16 protein-coding genes are annotated in these 21,329 nt (G+C 57.0%); 9 read left to right on the top strand and 7 right to left on the bottom strand.

The annotated features are described in order from the left end of the window. Positions 1-46 precede the first annotated feature (46 nt). Positions 47-559 (bottom strand): lactoylglutathione lyase family protein, encoded by a 513-nt coding sequence (locus SH410x_RS16715; RefSeq protein WP_473669062.1) that lies wholly within the window; start codon positions 557-559, stop codon positions 47-49. Between the two features lie 785 nt (positions 560-1,344). Here SH410x_RS16715 and pnuC point away from each other — a divergent pair. Both pnuC and SH410x_RS16705 read left to right on the top strand, forming a co-directional pair. Next, complete coding sequence (gene pnuC, locus SH410x_RS16710) at positions 1,345-1,929, top strand: nicotinamide riboside transporter PnuC (RefSeq protein WP_473669060.1); 585 nt, start codon at positions 1,345-1,347, stop codon at positions 1,927-1,929. Continuing rightward, the gene (locus SH410x_RS16705; RefSeq protein ID WP_473669058.1) at positions 1,926-2,921 is read left to right on the top strand and encodes an AAA family ATPase; all 996 of its coding nucleotides are present in this window, start codon (positions 1,926-1,928) and stop codon (positions 2,919-2,921) included. Before pnuC ends, SH410x_RS16705 begins: the two co-directional genes overlap by 4 nt. Before the next feature lie 108 nt (positions 2,922-3,029). Here SH410x_RS16705 and SH410x_RS16700 read toward each other — a convergent pair whose 3' ends face one another. Further along, positions 3,030-5,840 carry a sulfatase-like hydrolase/transferase gene (locus SH410x_RS16700; RefSeq protein WP_473669056.1) on the bottom strand — a complete coding sequence of 937 codons (2,811 nt, stop codon included), beginning with the start codon at positions 5,838-5,840 and terminating at the stop codon, positions 3,030-3,032. A 421-nt stretch (positions 5,841-6,261) separates the two neighbouring features. On the opposite strand from SH410x_RS16700, the gene SH410x_RS16695 reads away from it, so the two are divergent. Together SH410x_RS16695 and SH410x_RS16690 are read left to right on the top strand one after the other, a co-directional pair. Beyond that, positions 6,262-6,975, top strand: coding sequence for an EF-hand domain-containing protein (locus SH410x_RS16695; protein ID WP_473669054.1), 714 nt, complete (start codon positions 6,262-6,264; stop codon positions 6,973-6,975). 66 nt (positions 6,976-7,041) lie between these two features. Continuing rightward, the gene (locus tag SH410x_RS16690) at positions 7,042-8,442 is read left to right on the top strand and encodes a TlpA family protein disulfide reductase (protein WP_473669052.1); all 1,401 of its coding nucleotides are present in this window, start codon (positions 7,042-7,044) and stop codon (positions 8,440-8,442) included. A gap of 169 nt (positions 8,443-8,611) precedes the next feature. Here SH410x_RS16690 and SH410x_RS16685 read toward each other — a convergent pair whose 3' ends face one another. The 3 genes from SH410x_RS16685 to SH410x_RS16675 form a co-directional block, all read right to left on the bottom strand. Then, positions 8,612-9,037, bottom strand: coding sequence for a GNAT family N-acetyltransferase (locus SH410x_RS16685; RefSeq protein ID WP_473669050.1), 426 nt, complete (start codon positions 9,035-9,037; stop codon positions 8,612-8,614). A 253-nt stretch (positions 9,038-9,290) separates the two neighbouring features. After that, positions 9,291-9,548: a hypothetical protein gene (locus SH410x_RS16680; RefSeq protein ID WP_473669048.1), complete on the bottom strand. Its 258-nt coding sequence runs from the start codon at positions 9,546-9,548 to the stop codon at positions 9,291-9,293. A gap of 343 nt (positions 9,549-9,891) precedes the next feature. After that, on the bottom strand, positions 9,892-10,386 hold the full coding sequence (locus SH410x_RS16675) for a GNAT family N-acetyltransferase (RefSeq protein ID WP_473669046.1): 495 nt from the start codon (positions 10,384-10,386) through the stop codon (positions 9,892-9,894). A gap of 240 nt (positions 10,387-10,626) precedes the next feature. Here SH410x_RS16675 and SH410x_RS16670 point away from each other — a divergent pair, with 240 nt between their 5' ends. Together SH410x_RS16670 and SH410x_RS16665 are read left to right on the top strand one after the other, a co-directional pair. After that, positions 10,627-11,337 (top strand): ZIP family metal transporter, encoded by a 711-nt coding sequence (locus tag SH410x_RS16670; RefSeq protein WP_473669044.1) that lies wholly within the window; start codon positions 10,627-10,629, stop codon positions 11,335-11,337. A gap of 321 nt (positions 11,338-11,658) precedes the next feature. Next, a complete protein-coding gene (locus tag SH410x_RS16665; RefSeq protein WP_473669042.1) occupies positions 11,659-12,369 on the top strand; it encodes a hypothetical protein in 711 nt (236 codons plus the stop codon). Positions 12,370-12,466: 97 nt separating this feature from the next. Here SH410x_RS16665 and SH410x_RS16660 read toward each other — a convergent pair whose 3' ends face one another. Then, positions 12,467-14,638, bottom strand: a complete 2,172-nt coding sequence (locus SH410x_RS16660) for an FAD-dependent oxidoreductase (RefSeq protein WP_473669040.1) — start codon at positions 14,636-14,638, stop codon at positions 12,467-12,469. Positions 14,639-14,729: 91 nt separating this feature from the next. Next, positions 14,730-16,865, bottom strand: coding sequence for an outer membrane protein assembly factor BamB family protein (locus SH410x_RS16655; RefSeq protein ID WP_473669038.1), 2,136 nt, complete (start codon positions 16,863-16,865; stop codon positions 14,730-14,732). A gap of 318 nt (positions 16,866-17,183) precedes the next feature. On the opposite strand from SH410x_RS16655, the gene SH410x_RS16650 reads away from it, so the two are divergent. The 3 genes from SH410x_RS16650 to SH410x_RS16640 all read left to right on the top strand — a co-directional run bounded on the left by SH410x_RS16650 (position 17,184) and on the right by SH410x_RS16640 (position 20,600). After that, the gene (locus SH410x_RS16650; RefSeq protein WP_473669036.1) at positions 17,184-17,792 is read left to right on the top strand and encodes a sigma-70 family RNA polymerase sigma factor; all 609 of its coding nucleotides are present in this window, start codon (positions 17,184-17,186) and stop codon (positions 17,790-17,792) included. 116 nt (positions 17,793-17,908) lie between these two features. Continuing rightward, positions 17,909-18,049, top strand: coding sequence for a hypothetical protein (locus SH410x_RS16645; protein WP_473669034.1), 141 nt, complete (start codon positions 17,909-17,911; stop codon positions 18,047-18,049). Positions 18,050-18,053: 4 nt separating this feature from the next. Beyond that, the gene (locus SH410x_RS16640) at positions 18,054-20,600 is read left to right on the top strand and encodes a serine/threonine protein kinase (RefSeq protein WP_473669032.1); all 2,547 of its coding nucleotides are present in this window, start codon (positions 18,054-18,056) and stop codon (positions 20,598-20,600) included. The last annotated feature ends 729 nt before the right edge of the window (positions 20,601-21,329 follow it).

The raw sequence follows: 21,329 nt of genomic DNA, 5'->3' as shown, positions 1-21,329 counted from the left end.
TGCCGAAGGCGACGAAAGTCTCCAAGTACGGCGGGACGGTCACCGCTCAATCGGAATCGGAAGCGGATTGATAGGCACCAGCTGAATACGTCAGTTCATAGCTGTGAGAATAGATCTCGATAAGATTTCCAAAAGGGTCCTCACAGTACACCATGCGGTAAGGTTTCTCGCCGGGATAGTATTCGCGAACGGGCATCCGTTGCTTGCCCCCGTTCGCGACGATTCTCTTCGCGAGGCCCTCGACGTCTGGGTCCTGAACGCAGAAGTGAAAGACGCCTGTCTTCCAGTATTCAAAATTATTCTCTGGCTTTTCAGCATTTTTGAATTCGAACAACTCGACGCCAACTCGGTCGCCGGTTGCTAGGTGAGCGATTCGGAATCGATCCCAACCTCTTCCGAAGACATCGTCGCACATCACTCCAATTGCCGAGTCATCCGAAAGGATTTCGGTGGGCGGCATGATGACGTACCATCCCAGCGTTTTTGTGTAGAATTCGACGGCCTGGTCCAGGTCCGTGACGGAAATGCCGATGTGGGAAAAGCTTCGTGGATATGTCATTGGGGGCTCTTCAGATGAGTGCGGTGTTTGTGAACGCATTGTCGTTGGCAGTCGTGTCCTGCCAGCACTGGCAGGTGTCCCAAGATAGCGTAGAACGCCTGTATCGTCATGTAACATTGCGGGACGTCTGGCCAATAGTACGAGTGCGCAGGATCCGCTGTCGATAACGTTGGTCCAGCTTCACGTGTGACCACCGGTGGCATGATGATCGAGTGGTGCGTTTGTTGGGATTCGATTCCGTCTTAGGAACGCGGGATCAATAACTGGCGTAGTGGATCTTGTTAAAGATCCATCCAGAACAGGATCTTTAACAAGATCCACTACGGTAAACCCGTCACTTATTGTTCCTGGTATCCTTAGGCTGGATTGAGCGGCTGTGCAACGCGTGCAGGCATACTGGCGTAGGGCGGGGCGCGAGGGTGTGAGTGGTCCACCGTTTGGCGACGGTAGCTACGGGAGGATTTGTTACTGGTTGTTCACTTGCGGATGGGGATCCTGCATTGACAGATTCGTTTGGATAAGGAACGAGCGGAAAGTTACTGTCTGATATTGTGGCCGAACGCTCCGCGGTCGACCTTTCCGACCGCGGAGCGTTCGGCCACTTATTTCTCGCAGACTGACCCGCAATCAACGGTCTGCGGGGGAGCATGCCCCGGGGCGGGCGGTTTTCATTTAGAATCTTCGACGGCATCAACATGCATTGATGGAATCCAGCAACCAACAGACGGTGGTCCTGTGCTTTCCACCCAGCCGCAGAGACTCTCTGGATTCCGGATAAACGTGTCGTGATAAACTTAATCGAACTCACTGCGACCGGATTCGGATTTCTGTGCGTTTTACTGACAATCCGCCGGAGTGTCTGGTGCTGGCCGACCGGACTGATTCAGGTCTTGCTGTTCATCATCATTTTTTACGATGCGAAACTGTATTCAGACTTCGCACTGCATGTGATCTATGTTTTTCTTCAATGTTATGGTTGGTATCACTGGACGCGTGCAGGTGCTGGCGATGGGGACCTCATCGTGAAAACGCTTGCCATTTCATGGCTCGGCTGTTGGCTCGCCGTAACGGTCGCGGGAACGATCGGACTGGGGTGGGCAATGGCCTTGTGGACGGATGCCTCGCTCCCCTATCCCGATGCGTTCACAACCGTGGCAAGCCTTGTTGCTCAGTTCTTGCTTGCTCGACGGTATGTTCAAAATTGGGGATTCTGGATCGGTGTCGATATCGTTGCCATTTGGGTCTATTTCACGAAAGAGCTCAATGCGACTGCGGTCCTCTACATCACTTTTTTGGTTCTGGCCAGCGTTGGGATGGTGATTTGGAATAGGCAGTTGGTGAAGCAAAAAACGGGCGAGGTCGCTACGTGACTTTGGGATTGACGTTGGGGAAATATGCACCGCTGCATCGTGGGCATCAATTGGTTATCGAGCGAGCAATTGCCGAGAACGACCATGCCATCGTAGTGATCTACGACGCACCGGAAGTCACAGCTGTTCCGTTGGAAACGCGAGCCGGTTGGATCAGGACATTGTATCCGAGCGTGGAAGTCATCCTGGCGAAAGATGGGCCAACCGTGGTGGGCGATACCGCTGAGATCACTTCGCTCCATGACGCCTACCTGCGCCAACTATTGACGGGCCGAGACGTCACGCATTTCTACAGCAGCGAGTTTTATGGGCATCACGTGAGTCAGGCCTTGGGGGCGATGGACTGCCGTGTTGATGAGGATCGAAAGCAATTTCCTGTTTCCGGGACCGCTATTCGGCAAGCGCCGTATCGTTTCCGCAGCTACCTGGATACCATCGTCTACAGCGACCTGGTGACAAGGGTCGTATTTCTCGGTGCCCCTTCAACGGGCAAGACAACAATCGCTCGTGAACTGGCAAACCGTTTCGGAACGAAATGGGTGCGGGAGTTCGGTCGTGAGTATTGGGAGTCCCATCAAGTCGACCGCCGTCTCACGCTAGAACAGCTCGCTGAGATCGCCGTCGGCCATCGCGAACGTGAGGACGAGATCATTGCGAACGCGAATCGCTATCTGTTTGTCGATACCGACGCGACCACGACGTATCAGTTCTCTCTTGACTATCACGGTGAGGCTCACCCGACCGTGGCAGAGTTGGCGGACACCTGTCGTGATCGATATCAACTCTGCTTTGTTTGCGACACAGACATCCCATATGACGACACATGGGATCGAAGTGGCGAAGTGCATCGGGAGAAGTTTCAGACGAAGATTGAGGCGGATCTCGTTCGCCGGAACATCAACTTTATCAAGCTGTCTGGTTCACTCCCGTGCCGCGTTCGCCGGGTCATCGAGAGTCTAACGTCGCTTGATCCATGCACCATGCGTGGCTGAGTCGATGCGGGCATGAGTGGCTCCTTGCGCCATCGATGACGTCATACCCAGTATCGCACGCGAGTCCACATCGACTTGCCATGGTGACGATGACCGTCGTCGGCATGACTACTCTCTTCTGCGACCGGGGCGATTCAGCGTTTCGAGTTGTCCCCAGTATCCTCCGATGATGTGCGGATACTCGCCCGGCGTGACGTGATAGTGTGGACCACGATCCATGTCTTCGTGAAGATTGAAACCGTTGAGCGGATTCTTGATGTCGTCTTTGGCAAGCAGCCCCTTTGCTTCGTATGGCCCATAGACAGGGAACCCATCGAAGGCGAATCCGATGACGTTCGAATGAGCTTGACCCTCGTCGCTCCACGGAGTCTTCACGCACACGGGATACTTGTGATAGTGGTATTGCTGCTGAGGACTTGGGTGGCCGCAGCAACGATCCAGACGCCACACGGCATCTGTTTCAAAAATGTGGTCGAATGGATTGAAAAAGATCACGCCGTTGGTCGCCACGCCAATCGCGCCCATCGGCAAGGCTTGGTTGGAGTTTTTTTCGTCCATGGCGAATGCGTCGGGATCGCGTTTGGGTTCCAGTGGAATGTGCCAGGTATTCGCCTGTTCCTTGATGTACGACGGGTTGCCGTCGAGCATCCGCCAACGATCGGGGAAGGTCGCGGTTGGGTGGTTGGGCAGATTGCGACTTCGCATCACCAGATGCTCGTCGGTGAATGTGATGACAACCGCGTAGGGTTTGTGTTGGTCCTTTTCGACGGTATTGCCGTCGAAGTCCAGATAGCCTGCACGCAGCCATGAACTCATGTTGCCCGCAAAGGGTGCTTCCAACCGATCGGACTTGTAGAGCAATTGATCTGAGTTCGTGTAGTCGAACTGCTTGGGGAGCGTCCGCTCGCCACCTTGCGGGTCGTAGTACCAGCGTCCGCCGAGTGGCACCAGCGTGGCGGCGTCCGGTTGCGGGAAGTCGCGTAGGGTGGATTGGGCAGCTAGATACTTCTGGGGTGTATCAATCGGCTCCAACTCCATTGAACTCACCCAAAACTCGCTGCGTTTCTGCTCGCCCTTGCCACTGGCAAAGCCGACGCTCAACTTCACGGCATCGACTTCCGCGAACGGCGTGCGAAAGTCCATCGCATAGGTTCGCCAAGTGGCGTGGCCGAGACTCTCGTTTGTGTCTTTATCAAAGAAGTCCTTTCGCTGCTGCAAGACCTGTGAGTAGATCCGCTCTTGGATGAGGTCCAGTGAATCGGTGCCGTGTTTTTGAAAGAATTGAACTTTCAAATACAGATCGTCTTGATCGACGGCGAAGTTGTCCTGTGCGAGGCCGGAGATATAGAAACGATACCAACGCTGGTCCGAGGAGACGTCGGTGCTCATCAGCGAAGCCTCGCCGGCGAACGTGCCATTGCCATCGGAATCTTCACCCGAAAGCAAACGCACACCGCGTCCGTTGGATTCAGTTCGAGGGTCACCGAGGACGCCGTATTTCGCATCACCTCTCAGCGTGGCCGTTGCAAGCGACTCGCCCTCTTGCAACTCTTGGGGTGTGGTTTTGGCGAGCGTGTGTTGGCCAGAAACCACGTTCTGGCGACCGTCGCCAGACGGTGGGACGGGGCCATCGGTTTGGACGATTACTTTGTACTGGGCCAGTTTGGACAACAGCTGCGAGGCAATCTTGGTCTCCGAATCGGCCCGATTGTTTGCCTCCGTGGGATCCGACCGCAGGTTGTAGAGTTCCGTGTTGCCGTCAGCGAATTGGATCAATTTCCAATCGTCGCGGATGATTGCATGATCGTGTTCGGCAAGGACGATCGTTCTTGATGTCGGCTTGCTACTGACCAATTGTGGCCACAGGCTGATGCCATCAAGCGGCTTTGTTGGAGAAAGCGTGACGCCCACAGCCTCGGCGAGCGTCGGGAACAAGTCATGGATCGCGCAGAGTTGCTCGTTCTCTGTTCCCGCTTGCAATGATCCCGGAGCACGGATGATGCAAGGAACGTGGATCCCCCCCTCGTAGACTTCCCGTTTCTGCCCGCGAAACGGGTCGTTGGCTCCGACTCGCACCGCTCCATTATCCGACGTGAACACGACGATGGTATCGTTGCGAAGGTTTTGATTGTCGATCGCAGCCAGGATCCGGCCGATTCCTTGGTCCATCGAGTCGACCATCGCGGCATACGTCGCTTCACGCTCATTCATTCGACCTCGGTACTTGGCGATCAGGGTTTCGGGCGCCTGAAACGGCGAGTGCGGAGCACTGAATGACACGACCATGCAAAACGGTTTGCCTGGGACGCTGCGGTTGATTTGATGCACCGCTTCGTCGGCCAATAGGTCTGTCGCGTAACCTTCTTCGTTGATCGTCTGTCCGTCGCGCTGCCAATCGACGTTCCCTTGAACGGTGGTGTGTTGGTAGTAGTCAATGGACGCATCGAGAAAACCATAGAAGTGATTGAAGCCTCGTTGACTGGGATTCGCTATGTCGTCGGCGAGCCCGAGATGCCACTTACCAATCAGGCTCGCTTGGTAGCCAGCCTTCTGAAATGCCGTGGGCAGCATTGCTTCGCTGGTAGGAAGTCCTTCGTCGCGGGGGCGAACAGGACCAGCAATGCCGTAGCGTTGAGGAAAGCGACCCGTCAGCATGGCCGCACGGGCTGGACTGCAAGCGGGGTAGGCGTAGAACCGATTCAGCCGGACGCCTTCGGCCGCCAAACGGTCGATGTTTGGCGTTTGAGCACTTCCACCATGAAAGCCGACGTCGCCCCAGCCGAGATCGTCAGCGAGCAAGATAACGATGTTCTTGTGAGTTTCGGCGTGTGCAATCGAAGGAGCCGCCAAAACGGTGGCAGTCAGCAGTACCAGTGAGCAACCAATGAGTCGGATCGGTCGATAGTTTGATAGGGGCATGGCGGGATTTCCGATGCGGGTGTTTGAGACAATGCGAGGCATGATCTAGGAAACCCCACGCAATTCAATGATCTACAGGCATTTTCTCAAGAAAGGAGAAGAGTGCCGTCACCGAAGCGGATATGGGCGGCTGCTTGCGGGGGATTTGCAGAGCTCGATTCCGCGTCTGCTGGCAAATCCAGGAGATGATCCAGTACCCACGCACACGGATCGTCATTGGACATGGGAGCGATCCTCGAAAGCCACCCACGCATCGCTGCCGTCGGACGGGCAATCGTTTTTCACTTTCCCGTCGCCCATTGATACGAATCAATCCGTGTCCGTGTATTTCAAGAATCTTTCTGAGTTTCCGGTAGATGTTCCCTCGCGGTCGGGTTTTAGGCAGTGAACCCTCCTCACTGAAACCTCTACGGAACTCATCATGAAGCGTTTGTCTTTGCTCACTGTATTCTGCGTGATCGCTTTGTCGTTCAGCGATTCTTTGGTCCACGCTCAGCCTCCCGGTGGCCGTCTGGGTCAAGGAGGCGGACGACAAGGCGGTCTTGGTGGACCGGGCGGGCGTGGACAAGGGATGGGGGGGCCGGGAGCTCAACAAACGCCACCACTCCTGCGCCTCTTTGATGCAAATGGCGATGGCGAGCTCTCGTCGCAAGAGATCGACGCGGCGGCAAACGTCCTGCGAAAACTGGATCAAAACCACGATGGAAAACTAAACGCCGAAGAATTGCGTCCGTCCGGTCCCAGAGGTCAGGGGCCCGGAGGTCAGGGTTCTGGGCGCCAGGGGCTCGGATCGCGACAGGCAGCTGGCGGTCGGCCGGGCGGCGGGCCTGCCGGAGGAGGGAGACCTGGTGGCGGTTCTGCCGGCGGCGGCGGTGGCCGCGGCGGCGATCCTGCCCAGGCTGACGAAGCGTTTGCGAAGGACATTATGTCGTTTGACGAGAACAAGGACGGGACACTCGCCAAGTCCGAATTGCCCGAGCACATGCACGAAGCATTTGCAATCGCTGATGCCAACCAGGATGGCGCGTTGGACGCCAAAGAGCGACTTGTCCTGGCGTCGCAGTTTCGCCGCAACAAACTAAATCCAACAGGCGATGCGCCCATGAACGCGCCAACTCAAGGCCGACGCCCGTAGCGGCGAGGTTCCATTTAATATTCGCAGCCGTCTAAAACTCAACCGCCTAAAACTGACGAGTCAACCATGAAACGTTCCATCACTCACGTCCTATACCGCTTGGCGACTTGTATCGCCATCGTGCTGATCTCCGGCACACTGGCAGCACAACCTCCGCAGGGCCAAAGGCAAGGTGGCCAAGGGTTTGGCCAAGGTCAGCGTGGTGCTGGCCAAGGTCAGCGTGGTGCTGGGCAGGGTCGTTCGGGACGGGGGCAAGGACAAGCATCGCAGGGCGGCCGGCCTCGCGATCGCGTTCGTCCGCGTGATATCGAATTCAACGAGAAATTTCCCATCGGAGCCGAACTGCCTGAGGACCTCAAAGTCTACAACGTCGATCGGGAGCTGGTGCCCATCAATAGCATCTTCCAGTCGAAGTACACCGTGATCGTCAGTGGTTGTTTAACGTGTCCCGAGTACCGAAATTCCTACCCCGAAATCGAGGCGGTCGCTCGCGACTTCAAGGATCGAGGCGTTGATTTCTACTTCCTGTACCAATCCTTGACACACCCGGAGAATTGGGGATTCGTGCAGCCGTCTTCGATCGAGGACCGCTTTGCTCAAGTCGACCATGCCAAGGAACTCTTGCAAACCCAGATCCCATGGTTGACGGATCCGATCGACAACCGGTTAAAAACCTATTTCGTCCTGACCCCGAATTCTCAGTTCGTATTCGATCAATCGGGCAAAGTCGTGCATCGCAACTCATGGGGGCACGGCTCAAGTCTTCGCGAATCGCTGGAGACCCTCGTCGGCAAACCGGAAACGCTGACCACCGTCCAAGACTTGAACCTTCCTCGTTTCGAACGGCACCTCACACCCCAGAGCGAGATGCTCGTGGAACGACTTCGCGTGGAAGGTAAGGCTATCCCGCTACGTGTCGAGTCTGACGGGGAGAGCAATCCCGTCTCTGTTTTACGCTCCATCGATTTCAATCAGTCCAATCGTTATGTGAAGCTACGGGCCGAAGCAGACCAACCCTTGCTCGAGACCGGGACCGGTACGCTGTATCTTGGATTTCGCCAAGACCCGGTACTGGGAGCAAGTTGGAATAACCTGGCCAGTCCACCGGAGTATAAAATCGTTGCCGAAGGTGCAACCGTCTCGCCGGCAGCAGGGCTATCCAAGCGTTTGGAAGTCGAATCCGACAATGAGCCACGGGAATTTTTGGTCGATGTGAAGGACTGGGACGTGGGCAAACCGATTTCGGTAAAGATCCAGTACTTTGCGTGCAACAAAGAAAAGGGCTGGTGCAAGTCCGTGCACCAGGAATTCACCGTCTGGCTCGATGAAGATGAATCGGCTGGAATGGTTAACGGGCGCAGTCACTTTCCGGGCGGTCAGGGAGGTGCACGCCAGGGCGGTCAAGGCCGCTCCGGTGCGGGCCAGAGACCGGCAGGACGCCCTCGGCAGAGACCCGCGAGCCGGTAAATGCCCTCAGTGCATGACGGACGTCGCCACGCTCGCCAGAGCGTGGACCCGTCATCCGGACGGCACTCCGACGTGATGTGCAGTCACCACGCCGCAAAGAGTCGCGGCGACAGAGCGGAGAATGAACGGCTCATCCGATCGAACTGCGGCGACGCCTTCGTCGAATGGTTCATTCTACCTTGGAGATGCTCTCCTTTTCTCGCGGAGGAATCATCCAGCACGAATGGTGTTGCTCCATGCCGACATGCGGATAGTAGCTGGCTGCCGCCGGAGCTGCCAAGAGAATCAGCCGAGTCGCCGGCCCAGCCTTCTCATGTGTCACGCGAATCAGCTCGCGCCCAATTCCACGCCCCTGATGTGTCACATCAACGGCCAAGTCCGACAGATATGTGCAGTAAGCAAAGTCTGTGATCGCCCGCGAGACGCCAACAAGCGTGCCGTCCACAGCCCGCGCCGTCACGACCAGGTCAGCTCCCGCGAGCATCTTGGCGATCCGTGCCGGATCCTCGACCGGCCGTCGTTCCGCCAACGTCGAACGCAGCAAAACGTCGATGAACTCAGCCGGCGTAAGATTCGGTTCGATCGCGTAATTCATCTGCATGCTCATTTTAAACCTCAACGACGAATCTGTTGTTCTTCAATTTGGCTGCGAGATGACAGCAGGAATGATTGAGATACCACTTCGCATCACGAGGCTTCGATCATGACCTCGGCGACGACGATCCGCGGGACCGGTTACGAGGGGAGGGGGGGCTTGGGATGGATCGGCATGGACGAAGACAGAAAATGGGATTCGTGCGATTGAGGCCATGGTGAATCGGCGCCATCGCTGATGCTCGAGCCGGACCTCAGCCATCGACGTGTTCGAGATGGTTGGCAACACGTCGGACTCGCTTGTGAAGGTTGAGTCCTCTTTGATCAGCGATCAGGCCGAAATCGAAGTCCCGGCTTAACATTTCCAAACGGAGAGCGGACAGATAGTGTGCTCGAGCGGTCACCCAGGCATTGATGCCGACTTGGGAGTTGAACGCGGAAATCAGCTCGTCGTCGGTTGAATCTCGGAACCGGCCAATAAAACCGTACCGATCGCCCTCTGCCATGCTCATTATTTCTCTCCACAGGTGGTGCACTCACATCGAGACCAGACACGCCATGGTCGGCTTGGTTCGCAGCATCATGAACGATGCTGTGAATCTTTGCCGGCCATTCACGTTGTTTTGAAGCCACGTTGTTTTGAAGCGACCGATGCGTTGAAGGGGGAAGGGTGACGGGGGAAGGGGTGAAGGGGGAAGGGGTGAAGGGGGAAGGGTGAAGGGTGAAGGGTGAAGGGTGAAGGGTGAAGGGTGAAGGGTGAAGGGTGAAGGGTGAAGGGTGAAGGGTGAAGGGTGAAGGGTGAAGGGTGAAGGGGGAAGGGGGAAGGGTGAAGGGGGAAGGGGGAAGGGGGACGGTTTAGAGACGGCGGGTCATGAAGGTGGCGTCGCCGGTGTAGGAGCTGTTGATGGTCGCATGGGTAGATGGGGTGAAACCCATTTTTATCCAGAACCCAGCGGCTTGCTGAACGGCGACCAACGACATCGTTCGGTAGCCACTTGAGCGAGCAACCGTGGTGAGGTGGTTGAACAAGGCTTGCGCGATGCCGAGTCCCGCGGATGCTTTTTGGACGGCGAGGTCGTGCAAGTAAAGGTTGTCCGTTGGTTCAAGTCTACTCGATTCAGCGATGCCAAGTACCGCGACTTGGTTGGGTGGATACGGATGGGCAAGGCAGTATGCGACGACGGCGGACTGCTGCTCGACGGCGACGAAGGAGGTGTCGGGGCCGCGAGTTGCTTTGGATCGCATCACGGCTTCCGATTCGGGAGCGAACTCGTAATAGACCTCGTCTTGGATGCGGAGGATCGTCGGCCAATCGGAGTCCATGATGTCGCGACATTGGAACGTGGTCATCGGCGTGGCGACTGAGGCAGACTGTTGATGTTTTGGGGCGTCAGGTATGATTGCGGCGGGCTATTCTACCGATTTCAGGCGGGTAGCAAGCCATCGGTTACCAAGACACTGAACACGACCGTGCCACCAACGCGTTCCTGGTCAATCCACTGCGGATGCGTGTGCATCAGTTGGGTGACGAGTGAACCGAGTCCACGATCAAGAAAATTTGTTGAACATCGTGACGGGAAGTGAGCAGGCGTGATCCTATACCTTGAACTTTTTCTATACACCGCTCTTGCCGGTGCGGCGATTCCGGTTGGCGGGTTTCTCGCTTCGATCGAACGGATTCATCCGCAATGGTTGGAAGACGAATTTCGCCACACCGTCATCGCATTCGGGGGTGGAGCCTTGATCTCTGCGGTGGCACTCGTTTTGATTCCCGAAAGCGTCGAAGCGATCGCGACGTGGGAGACGGTCACCGCATTTGCCGCCGGTGGTCTGGCGTTTTGGGGTTTGCAAACGCTACTCGATCGCAGCAAGTCGTCGATGTCGCAACTCGTCGCCATGCTGTCCGACTTCATTCCGGAAGTCATCGCATTAGGGGCAACGATCGCGACGGGAGAAGGTGGCGTGCTGTTGCTGGCGGGCTTGATCGGTTTGCAGAATGTTCCCGAGGGATTCAACTCGTTCCGAGAACTAACCGAGGGTGGGTTGGGCAAGTCCACCGTCCTGGCATGGTTCGTCGGCGCCGCGTTGTTGGGACCGGTTCTGGGTGCATTCGGATTTTGGGTGCTTGCGGATTCCCCGAGAACCCTTGGATGGATGCAAGTGTTCGCCGCGTCGGGCATCCTGTATCTGGTGTTTGAAGATGTTGCGCCGCAAGCCAAACTCAAACACGCCAGCTTTCCCGCACTCGGCGCTGTCGCTGGGTTTCTGATCGGTTTGATTGGAAAGCTGATCGCAGGTTGAGAGACGCAAACCGACTCGGATCAGCACGTCGACCGGTTCGAGTTCAAACACCCCAACGCGGTTCACTCGTTTCCCTCCCCCCCCACGTCTGATTGCAGGCGTCCCAGCAGACCGCAGCGACCGAGTGAACCGGAGAGTGCGCCATCAGAACGACGACACTCGTCGGGTCGAAATGACGACACATTGGTTCAGCGCTGGGGCTGGCTCCACTCCTCAATACCTCGTGAAACACGGTGAAAACACCATTTTCACTGTATTGGCATGGGGTATGCGTTTGTGAAACTCCAACGAGCCCGCCCCCTTTTCCTTTGGAGATTTCCGATGACCCGAGCCATTCCCCTTCTCGCAGCCGCTGTTGTTACGTTCACCTGCATCCTGTTCACCGGCACCTCGGCGCACGGCCAGGGATTCAATCGGTTCGGCTTCTATCCCCGTTCCGTGCCGACGGTGGACCGCCACCACAATGATCCTCACCGTTCGCATCGTTCCGGCAGCCACGTTGTCACTCCCGTGCGTCACGTGCGCGTGGCGGAGTTGGACCGGCTGGCCGATCAACTCGCAGAGGTCACCCGCCATCTGCATGACGACGCGCACCAATTGAGCCAAGGCTATGAGCATTCGCGTTCCATCGAATTGACCGTCACGAAGCTGGAGAGGCTACAAGAACACATGCATCAAATGCTGCATGCCGCAGCCAATTCTCGCTATGCATCGAGTGGGCTGATCCATCACGTCGCCGAGGACATGAACAGTGTCCGTTCGCTGCTGGTGACGCTGCATCGAGAGTTGCAGCACCAAGGTTTTGATGGGGTACGCCACCACGATTACGTTGCCATCCATCACATGCGTCAAGTCATTACCGGTGAAGCATTACCGCTGCTGCAACGGATGGAGTTGTCGCTGTACGGATCGACTCAGCAACACGACATTCACACGTCGCAGCGTCGCGTCATCGGCACACACCAACCGACAACCATGCGTCGTGGCTCGTCCACGCGATTGAGTCTGCCCGGGCTTTCAATCCGGTACTGAGTATCGGTTTGAGTTGACGGCCTCGACCAGGGCGGAGACAGATGTCAACGTTGTCACCGTCTCCGAATGAGGTGACTCGTTGGGAAGCGGGCGGTGGTCACCAGCGTGAAGGCACTGTGTCGACGGCAGGCACCAGCTGAATGCCATCGACGACAACGTAGCCATCGGCTGCCTCATTTGAAATGATAATTTGACCGGACGTGCCTCGCTGGAACTGAAAGACGCCGAGCGATCGAGGCACTTCATCGACGAGTGCGGCCTGTTGTTGGTCAACATGAACCACCTCGTCGCTCTCGAGGCTGCGAATCGTGACTTGGGTTTTCGTCGATCGGTTGGCATGCTCTGTGTAGAGCAGACGAACCTCGTATCGACCGTCGCGAGGAATGACCGGTGTGAACGTCGCTGATTTCTGCCCCCGGTTGGTGTTGCCATCGTGCCGGTAAGCCAATCCGATCAGCGCTGGCTGGCCGGAACTTTGGATCCAATCGCCGGTGAACTCCGCGTCCGTATCGTCCATGGCGATTCCGGGAAGGTCCGCCGCTCTGGTAATCTTTCGCGGCGGCGTTTTTGCTTTGGCAAACGGCCATTGCAGCACCTGCCCATCGGCCACCAGACGCGTCTGCAATCGATCGTATTCAACCTGCTGAACCGGGACGTCCGTATCGATCGCAATGCAGGCGGCGGTCGCGGCTGATTGGCTGGTTACCATGAGCACCGGTTCCATGCGAATACTGGCGAACGCGGTATGACTTGCCGAGAGGGCAAAGGTGACGAACAGGTTTTCGCATTCGGTTTGTTTCGGCACGATTGCCCCGTATGCGATGTTGTACGGACCGAATCCACCTCGTCCGCCTGCGATCTTTCCTTCCCGAGCAACCACACCATCCTTCACAATCCGACGGATTTCGTGAACGTCAGTGCCATAGGATCCTAAGCCGATAGAGTGTGGCGCCGTCGTTCGACCGAAGGTGTGATGTTCTGTCAAAACCAAATCACTGACCATGCGGCGGCCTTCGCGAACGTACAACTGGTGCGGCCAGCCCCCGTTGTCGGTGAACTCATCCTGGGGCAGTCCGAACCGCTGCATTTCGTCGCGCACTTTCGAGGGCACTCGCGAATCGGTTGCCAGGAAATGAAGCAGGCCGCGGTGATAGTCTTCGATCTCTTTGGCAATTTCGACACGGCGATCGTAGCTTGCTTCCGGCCACTGCCAACTGGCACCGGGCAAATTACCGCCGAAGGTTGCCGTATTGAAATCCCATTTCGAATGCGGCAGAGGATCATACTTGCTGAACCAACGCAGATCCATGTCGTCACCGTTGGCAACGCAGGCATCGATAAAGCGAGCGACCAGTTCGTATCGATTTGGGTCGTAGTTCGCAGGCGGCTCGATCGGAATTTGATTCGACACGTCAGTCGTCAGGCACAAGCGAAAGCAATACGCCATCACGCCCGGAGCAGGTTCGCCTTGGGACCCCGGCTGACCGCCATCGAGCAGCGGGAGCAGTCCGCTGCTCGGATCGCCTTTGACCACGTAGGGATCCAGCGGGAAATCGCGATCCCAAACGCCCTGACCACCGGGAACGCGACCGTTGGCTTGTGGCTGTTGGTGGCCCGTTCGAGGCCGGTATTTATCGGTGTAGTGAATTCCATTGTAGTGTTCGCCGTACTGGGCATTGCCTTCACGCATCAGAGTGAAACGAACACCAGCGGCCGCCATCAGGTCGCCTTCGTAGGTTGCGTCGATGAACATCTTGGCGCGAACCGTGTGGCCGTTGTCGGTTTCGATCTCGACGATGCGAGCATTCTCTTTGTCAACGGATTTCAATCTCGCACCACGCAGCACAACCACTCCGGCTTCCTTCGCCATCGAATCGAACAATGCTTCGGCCACGTGCGGTTCAATCGAGTAGGCGCCACCGGTTGCCGGTCCCCCGTTTCTCTCAAGTGCAGTGCCCCAGTCCAGCTGCTGTCCGTAGCTGGCAACCAATCGTGTGAAGTACTCGCGCGTGATCCCGCCGACACTGCGTGGGTCACCGATATCCACAGCACTCAGGCCTCCGGCTGTCATACCACCGAGGTGTTGTCCCGGCTCGACAAGCACGACTCGCTTTCCCATCCTCGCTACCTGCACCGCCGCCATCACACCTCCGGACGTGCCCCCGTACACACATACATCTGTTTCGATCGCGATTGCATTGGATGGGAGACTGAAGAAGCAACCGAGGAGAACGGCTGCCGTGAGGCGGGAGGGGGCAGGAAAGATCATGGAGATTCCAAAAAGGCTGATGTCTGAACGAGTCGGCAGCGAAGTTCCCAGGGCAAGAGGCGTGCAGTGTCGGCAACCGTCTGGCCCGTTTTCATTCGGGCAACGCAAAGGCAACGAGAGTTCCGCCACGGGGGCGCCCACTTTTACCGCCGCCGGCCGAGATGACGACATATTGTCGTCCGTTCACCATGTAGGTACTCGGACTCGCGTTACCTCCGAACGGCAGTTTGGCTTTCCATAGAAGATCACCGGTTTCCTTGTCGAAGGCGCGGAAGGTTTCGTCCGCAGTCGCTCCGATGAAGATCAAACCTCCAGCGGTCGCCAGCGGGCCCCCGTAGTTCTCGGTACCCGTCGGTGGAATTCCTCGCGCAGTCAGTTCGGGATACTCCCCCAGGACAACCTTCCATTTGATTTCGCCGGTGTTGAGATCAACAGCGTTCAAGGTGCCCCACGGTGGCTTGATCGCAGGGTAGCCCTCACTGTCCAACCAGCGACGGAATCCTCCGAAGGCATAGGTCGGTTTTTCGTCAGCCTCCAAGGCGGGCGGCTTTTGCTGCGTGGCCTCGTCACGGGCCCCTTGGGGTGGCTCGCCTTTGCTGAGCACGTAGTCGAGAATCGCCACGCGTTTTTCTTCCGGCATCGTGTCGTAGGAGGGCATGCGCCCACGACCTTGCCGCGTCATCTGTTCGATCTCGGCGCGGGTTTTTCGTTTATCGATGTCGGCCAGCGAGGGGAACTTTAGGTCAACGTTGCCTTTCAGATCCAGACCATGACACACGCCGCAGTAGAGCATGTAATCACGTTCGCCCGTCGCCAGTTTCGAGCCATCTGCATGGCGGGTCTCGATCATTTGCAGCAGCCAAGGCATCTCGTTAACGTTCGCGTAATAGATCCCCTCAGGGTCAGCGGCCCCGCCGCCCCACTCCATGCCGCCATCGAATCCAGGAAACATCACCGACTCCTCCAGGCTTGGCGCGGGGAAAGGGCCGAAGTTGGGCGCGGCGAGAATCCGGTCCAAAGTCATCTGATGAGTTTCGGGCGAAATGTTCGAGGCATCCGCTGGCGTGTAGGCCTGCCGCATCAACGGCGGAGGCTTGGTAGGGAATGGCTGAGTCGGCCAAGTCTGCTCGCCGACCAAATCGGACTGCGGAACCGGTCGTTCTTCGATCGGCCAGAGCGGCTCACCCGTGACGCGGTCGAACACGAATAGCAAACCGTGTTTGGTCCCTTGGGCGACCGCATCGATCTGTTTTCCATCGTGATTCACCGTGAGCAGAACCGGCGCGCAGGGCAAGTCCTTATCCAATAGATCGTGGTGCACGATCTGGAAATGCCAGATCCGCTCTCCGGTAGCGGCGTTGAGTGCGACGATGCTGTTGGCGAACAAGTTGCTGCCATGCCGTTCACCTCCATAGAAATCCGGCTCAGCCGTCTTGGTCGCGGCGTAAACGATGCCCCGTTTTTCGTCGAGCGATTGTCCGCACCAAGGCATCAAACCGGTCGCCGTTTCATAGGCGTTCTCGGGCCACGTGTCGTAGCCCACTTCGCCAGGATGTGGAATCAAGTGAAAGATCCAACGCTGCTCGCCGGTTCTGACATCGAAAGCACGCAGTGATCCCTTTCCGCCAAGTCCGCCAACGATCAAGAGGTCTTGGTAGGTAACGCCTGGCGTGTTGAGGCCTGAACCAAGATCGATCGAGCCGTTCTGGCCGAATTCACGGATGGTCTCGCCGGTCTGCGGATCGATGGCAAACAGGAAGCCGTTGACCCCCGAGAATAAACGCTGCTCCCCCCCGGTTTCGCTGGCCCAATGAACCAACCCTCGTTGCCGCGGGCTACCGGCGCCAGTGTGTTCGTTGGCTGGATCCCATTGCCAGAGTTCGTTCCCTGTCGCCGCGTCCAACGCGATCACCTTGCGCGTCGCGGTCGGCGTGTAAAGCACTCCGCCTACAATCAAGTTGTTCGCTTGATACTCGGCCGCATTGCCGGTCTCGAATGTCCAGGCCACTTTCAGCCCAGAGACGTTGCCACGGTTGATCTGGTCGAGCGACGAATACAGGTCTCGATCCTTCCCCCCAAGATATTCGGGCCAATCGGCGTCCTGACCGTGTACGATGCTCAACCAGCAGCAGCTGAGAGCGATCAAGACCATTTTGAAATAGGTGTTCATGAAGTGCAAGAAACAGATAGCGGTCGATGGCCCCGTGATCCAACATTGCCGATTCATTTTCGACGATCAACTTGGAAAGACGTTCGCTCCACGGTTGATGTTGTTCCGTCGACGACGGACAGAAGGGCACCCAAGTTCCCTTGGTACGGCAGCATACTCTAGCAGAAACTTAGGCAGGTTTTCTGCTGGGCCGGTTCTCCCACGGCGCTCGCCATCATGGGGGGCGGCAGCCGCGAAGATCCAGACCGGCACTACGCTCGGGAGAGTTGGTTTCATCAGACGCGGGCTCAGCTACAATGAAGGTGATTCGGTTTGTGTTGCTGTGATAGATGCTCGGCCCCACGACGGCCCTCTACAGACTCATTGAAAAGTTTTGTGAACTCAACGATTGATGATTGCGAGCAGCGACTCAAAGACGGTGATGTCTCACGGTTTGCGGAGGTTTTTTCGCATCATCGAGCTCGGCTGTGGCAGATCATTCACTTTCGACTCAGTAACCACATCCGGGCTCGTGTCGATGCCGATGATGTGCTGCAAGAGGTGTTTCTCGATGCCCAACAGCGGCTCGACCACTTCGTTGCAGGGGACTTTCCATCGTTCTTTCTCTGGCTCCGGTTGATCGCCCGCCAAACGCTCAGCCATGTCCACCGCCGGCACCTGGCAACCGAATCGCGATCGACGCTGCGTGAATCCGCGCCGGAGTCCGCTGCGCTGCCGGGCAACACATCGGTGTGCCTGTCGCAGCGATTCGTTGCCCATCTGACCTCACCCAGTCAAGCGGCGGTGAAAGTCGAGTTGATCGAAGAAGTCAAGAAATCGCTTGATTCGATGAACGAGATCGATCGCGAAGTCGTGGCGTTACGACACTTCGAAGAACTGACGAATCAGGAGGTCGCTGTCGAACTGGGCATCACTCCCAAGGCCGCAAGTATTCGGTACATGCGTGCGTTGGAGCGTCTGCGAAACGTTCTGGAAAAGCTATGAGACGCCGTGACGGCCGCCTTTGCTCCGAAAAGGTCTTGTCTTTTCAGTAGAAGTTAGGGAATTGCGGGGTTTAACCTATTGAGACTCTTCCAGCCGGACCTCCAGGGAACTCATTCATGAAACGCTTTTCTCTCTCGCTTCTGTCGATGGCGGTCGTACGACTGCTTGGCGAATCGATAGGGCATGCGGAAACTCTCGGACGTCCCGGCCAATGCGTTCCGCCTGATTGTGACTTTTTGAATTTCCCAAGTCTCTGATCCTATGCTCGACACCGAAACACTCGACGACACCACCGACTGCTACGAGCGAGTCGATGTCCTCGCCAGCGACTTTCTTGCTCGCTATCGCGACGGCGATCGCCCGACCGTGGACGAGTACGCGCGGCGGCATCCGGAATTGAGCGAGCTGATTCGCAAGATGTTTCCGCTGGTACTATCGGTCGAGAAGGTCAAAGTCGATCAGCAGGTGGCCCGTGATGGGAGCGCCACGCTGGCGGGCAGGCGAGTCGAACAGCTTGGCGATTTTCGATTGATTCGTGAGATCGGTCGCGGCGGCATGGGGATCGTCTACGAAGCCGAGCAACAATCCCTCGGCCGAACCGTTGCGATCAAGTTGCTCCCGAAACAGATTTTGCTCGACAATGACTCGCTTGCGAGATTTCATCGCGAAGCCAAAACAGCGGCGGCAATGCATCATTCGAATATCGTTCCCGTGTTCGGGACGGGTGAGACCGACGGGATGCATTACCTCGTCATGCAATTGGTCCATGGCGAATCCCTGGATCATCGGATCGTCCATTCGGAAATCAGATACAGCGACAGAGATTCCGCTCACATCGCCATGCAAGTCGCCGGCGCCGTTGCCTATGCTCATGCCAGTGGCGTATTGCACCGTGACATCAAGCCAGCCAATATCCTGATTGATGAACATGGAACGGCACAGCTTTCCGACTTTGGTCTCGCCCGCAATACGCAGGACGACCCAACCGTTACGCGCACCCTTAGCGGCAGCCTGCGTTACATGTCACCGGAACGGTTTTGCGGCGTCTCGGATGCGCAGAGTGATGTCTATGCCGTCGGTCTAACGCTCTATGAAATGTTGGCCGGCCGGCCGGCGTTCACGGAAACTGACCCGCATCATCTGATGGATGCGATCCGTCATCACCGCGTGCCACCGCTCAAGACGCTTCGTCTCGATGTGCCGAAAGACCTGGACACGATCGTCGCGAAGGCGATCGCCTCCGAACCATCGCTGCGTTATCAAACGGCGATGGACTTGTTCAACGACCTCGAACGCTTTCTCGCTGGTGAACCGGTCCAGGCGCGTCCGCTGTCGTCCGTTGAACGCTGCACGCGGTGGTGTCGACGAAATCCCAAAGTCGCGATCGCCGCAGCAGTGACGGCGGCTTCCCTGATGATTGCGACCTGTGCTTCCACGGCAGGTTGGATCTTCACGTCCGCCGCCAACGAGCGAACGACAACGGCGCTGAATCAATCCGAGGCGACCGTCGATCTGGCGCTACAATCGCTCGAGGGGATTGTTGAGATGGTTGCCGTTCCACCGACGACCATCAGTGATGTTGGTCTTGATGACGTCCACGACACGACCCCGCGACTGAATCCGTCGCCCCATACGGCGAAAGTGCTGACAGGGATTCAGCCGTTGTACGAGCGATTGTCACAGCAGTCACCGACTCGCCCTGACATTATCGTCCAGATGACGCGCGCCAGTATCCAATTGGCACTGATCCAAAGACAGCTTGGTCACGCGCCTGCCGCCACCGAATCGCTTCGTCGTGGAATCCAAGTTCTCAACGAAAGAAGCGAGCAAGCCGGTCTGCCAGCGGAAGATCAGCAACTCCTGTTGGCGTCCCTGCACAATGAATTGGGGGATCTCTACGCGTCTGAGATGCGATTTGACAAATCCGATGCGGAATACGAAGCCGCGATTCTTGCCGCGCAAACCATTGCACCTACGGACAGCGAAGGTCAATTGCAACGGGCCAGAGGCCATGTCGCGCTGGGGGTTCTGCCACCGCGCCGCCGCCGGATGGAAGGTTCGGCAAACGGACAGACGCAGTCGCACCGAGAGCACTTGAGCATCGCAACGGAGTTGCTAGAAGGCCTGCACAAATCGAACGCTCATAATCGTGACGTGGAGACTCTTCGCGCCAGGGTTCAACTCGCTCAGTCTCGGCTGGAAACGGACCCCGGCCTGAAACACTCGGGCTTTCAGAACGCAATCGAAATTCTGCGGCATCAATTGGACGTCGCGCCCGACGACGCGGTCGTCCGATTCACGCTGGTCGAAACGCTGGCGAGCGTGAATTTGCGTCGAGAAATTCGCACGCGTTTTCAACGCCGGAACATCATCTCGAGATTGGAAGCATCGCTCGAAGAACTTCAGCCGTTGCGGTCCAGATTTCCTGATACGCCCGTCTTTGCGGTGTCCGAAGTCCATATTCGCCACAAGTTGTTCAGTCTCGCACGGTCCAGTGGTGAGATCGCGAAGGCCAGCGATCAACTGGAGAAAGCGATCGCAATTCAGTCCACTCTCGTTGCGGCATCGCCTCAAGATCTATCGCACCGGTGTTGGCGCGCCTTGCTGTATCGATCGCAGGCGGAACTTTGCCGATTCACGGGGGACGATCAATGCGAACAAGAAGCCATCACCAACGCGATCGACGATTTAGCTGCGATCGATCCCAGTGAGAGCGAACATCCATTCGTCATTCAAACACGCCAAATCATTCAAGAACTCGAAATGCGAGTAACTGGTGTGAAGGAAACCATTCCGGACCAATCGTAGTACGCGTCTGGGGAACTCATTGCAAATGCGATGGGGCGGTTGATTGGGAAGATGGGTCTGCGTCCCACGTTCGCGTTGATCGCGGTCCGTAGATCAGCGATGGGGGGCGCCGCGTTTTGACACCTCGCACTGCTCGTTGGCTAAGGAACGAGCGGAAAGTAAGTGGCCGAGGGCTCCGCGGTCAGAATGGTCCACCGCGGAGCGTTCGACCACAATTTCAGACAGTCATTTTCCGTTCGTTCCTAACTGTGTTTTCCAGGTTTGCAGAGTCCGCGATATCGTGTGGCGATCCATGATCCAGATTGATATTTCGGCTCATCCGATGGAGACGCACTTAGGGCCGGAACGCTACGGCAATCGCGGGCGTGCGATGTTTTCAGTGCGGAGCCAGAGTGGTGGATTTGGAAGGCATTGCGGTGGCATCCAATTTGTTTGCCTCGTGCGGAGTGAACCCCTATTCGGAATGCGTCGGAAGCAACGCAAGTGGACTCCGTGGTGACGCGGACTCACCGAGGGATATCGCGATCGGTGGACGTGAAGTGTGTTTCTCGTCTGACGGCAGTCCACGCCTGCGTTCAGACCTTTGTGGAATTGAAGTAAGAACACTTTGGACGCCACCGCCATCGCTCCAGAAATCCAGCCTGCACCTTGTGTTTCAGGAATACAATGCGTGACGAGATCCGAAATGGATGCTATGCCCCTGTGAGCCCACGCGCACTGTCGATCGGC

Source organism: Rhodopirellula sp. SH410, assembly GCF_055811895.1.
Note: the sequence above shows the minus strand (reverse complement) of the source record. Positions and strands in the feature narration are given on the sequence as shown.